Source organism: Exiguobacterium sp. UBA1053 (assembly GCF_002316465.1).
GTDB lineage: Bacteria > Bacillota > Bacilli > Exiguobacteriales > Exiguobacteriaceae > Exiguobacterium_A > Exiguobacterium_A abrahamii.
The window spans coordinates 1-1,287 of record NZ_DCDO01000020.1 but is presented as its reverse complement, the minus strand read 5'-3'; the positions used below and the strand labels follow the sequence as shown (position 1 = coordinate 1,287).

1 protein-coding gene is annotated in these 1,287 nt (G+C 45.5%); it reads right to left on the bottom strand.

Going from position 1 to position 1,287, the window contains the following annotated elements:
- Nucleotides 1-1,240 (bottom strand): aminotransferase class I/II-fold pyridoxal phosphate-dependent enzyme (locus B3G15_RS15905; protein ID WP_290722349.1); only part of this gene is annotated, 1,240 nt, incomplete at its 3' end.
- Nucleotides 1,241-1,287 lie beyond the last annotated feature (47 nt).

Sequence of the window (1,287 nt, the reverse complement as noted above, 5' to 3'; positions counted from 1 at the left end):
AAACATGACCGATACACTCATCCAGCTGACGGAACGTACCTGTTGCTTGTTCTAACTGTTCATAAGAACAAGCTAAAGCAGATACCTGTATTTTACCCATAATTGGTTGCTCGATATACCTTTTCAAAGGAATTCCTTCTGATTTCATCATTTGAATGGCTCGTTCGACACGATGGACCCAGTCAGCCTGCTCAGACTTAGCTAGCGGACGAAGTGGCAAAATACAGACGACGTGATCTCCTAAAGCAAATTCTGCATCGAGTTGAACAGCTCGTAACGCGTGCAGCAACGCATCTCCTGAATATCCCTCATACGTTAATGTCATCCGTGACCAATCATCGAAGCGAAGGACCGTCATATGATCGAACCGTTGAAGTGCTTCGATGAATGCATCATGACTAGCCTGAATATCTGACATACCTTTAACTGTCCATTGTTCACGATAGGAACGGGCATAGTCTAATGAAGCCAGCAGTAAATATGAAGGACTCGAAGTCTGAAACGCTTGAAGCGCTCGCTGTAACTTTCTTCTCATCTTTTCCGAAAATCGCTCATGCATCCATGCTCCCATCGTCAGTGCTGGAAGTGTTTTATGAGCAGACTGAACAACAGCAGTTGCTCCTAATTCAAATGCAGAGCGTACACCAAATGCTTCACCGAAGTGTGCGCCATGTGCTTCATCCACTAATAAAGGGAGCCCGTGCGACGCTGTGAGCTGAACGAGTGACGTGATATCAGCTGCTTCCCCGTAATAGGTCGGTGAAGTGATAAACACGCCGACTCCTCCTGGGTATTTCGTAAACGCTTCCTTTAATGTTTCACGTGAAACATGTCCACTGATTCCCGTTTCCTCATGGATGTCTGGTTCAAGAAAGATCGGTTCGATCCCCAGCCATTCTAACGCATTGAACACCGATTTATGGGAATTACGCTGTACATAAACACGCTCTCCTCTTGTTGCTGTAGCGGCAAGCATCGCCCAGTTCCCAACGGTCGAACCATTCACAAGGAAATGACTCGCTTTTGCACCGTAGACTTTTTGCAGCAAAGCTATCGCGTCTGCAATGGCCTCTTCCGGATGATGAAAATCATCTAGACCAGGTAATTCTGTGACGTCCCATTTAAAGAAGTCAGGAAGAGGTGTCAATGTTCCATTCTTATGACCAGGAACATGCCATGAGATGGGCGTTCGATCTAAATGGCGTTGAAGTGCATGTACAATAGGAAGTTCGTGTTTCATGAAAAAACTCCTTTTCCTCTAAAATGATTACACAAAAAGACCGACCT